At 74.2% G+C, this 956-nt stretch carries 1 protein-coding gene; it reads left to right on the forward strand.

Annotated elements, in window-relative coordinates; genetic code table 11:
- The first annotated feature begins 209 nt into the window (after nucleotides 1-209).
- Nucleotides 210-845 carry a TetR/AcrR family transcriptional regulator C-terminal domain-containing protein gene (locus LCE31_RS39895; RefSeq protein WP_225023202.1) on the forward strand — a complete coding sequence of 212 codons (636 nt, stop codon included), beginning with the start codon at nucleotides 210-212 and terminating at the stop codon, nucleotides 843-845.
- Nucleotides 846-956: the final 111 nt, after the last annotated feature.

Genomic DNA, 956 nt, shown 5'->3' on the forward strand with positions numbered 1-956 from the left:
CCCCCGCCCCGGGGGGCCGGGGGGGGCGGGGGCGCCGCGCCCACTCGCGGCCGAACCCCCGGGAAGTCCCGGTGATGAACCATGTCTTGGGCATGAGAGATCCTTGGCAGGCATCGACTTGAACACTGTTCTAGTAGAACGGTGTTCAAGTTAGGGGTGCCCAAGGATTACTGTCAAGGCGGAACCACCAGGGAAGGAACGGAGAGACCATGCGACTGAGGCGGTCCGACGTACTCGAAAGAGCCATGCGGCTCCTGGAGGAGGAGGGGCTGGCCGGGCTCACGATGCGCCGGCTCGCGTCCGCGCTGGATGTCCGGCCCTCGGCGCTGTACTGGCACTTCGCGGACAAGCGCGCCCTGCTCGACGCCATGGCCGAGGAACTCGTCTCCGGGGTGCCGCAGCCGGACGCGTCCTTGCCGTGGGACGAGCGCGCGACCGCGCTGGCCACGGGGTTGCGCGACGCCCTGCGCTCCCACCGCGACGGCGCGCGGCTGCAGGCGGGCACGTTCGTCGACGGCGCCCACACCCTGCGCGTGGGCAACGGCCTGCTCGGCGCCTTCGCGGACGCGGGCCTGACCCGGGCGCAGGCCACCGGCACGGTGTTCACCACACTGCACTTCGTCCTCGGCCACACCATCGAGGAACAGGCCCGCGACGAGCTGCTGGCCGGGGGCCGCTGGAACCCGGAGCGCGCGGTGGAGGCCGCCGCGGACTTCCCCGAACTGGCGTCGGGCCTCGCCGAGTTCGAGGCCACGCCGCCCGACACACGCTTCGCGGAGGGGCTCGGCGGCATCCTCGACGGGGTCCGCTGGCGCGTGGCCCGCGGCGCGTCGGCCGGCACCTGACGCGCCCCGGCAGGGACGGCCCCGCCCGTACGCGCGCCACGGGACCCCGCCGGGCGGCCCGCGCCCGTCCGGACATGCGAGAGGCCCCGCCCCTCCCGGAACCAGCCGGGT

The organism is Streptomyces sp. 8L, assembly GCF_020176795.1.
GTDB lineage: Bacteria > Actinomycetota > Actinomycetes > Streptomycetales > Streptomycetaceae > Streptomyces.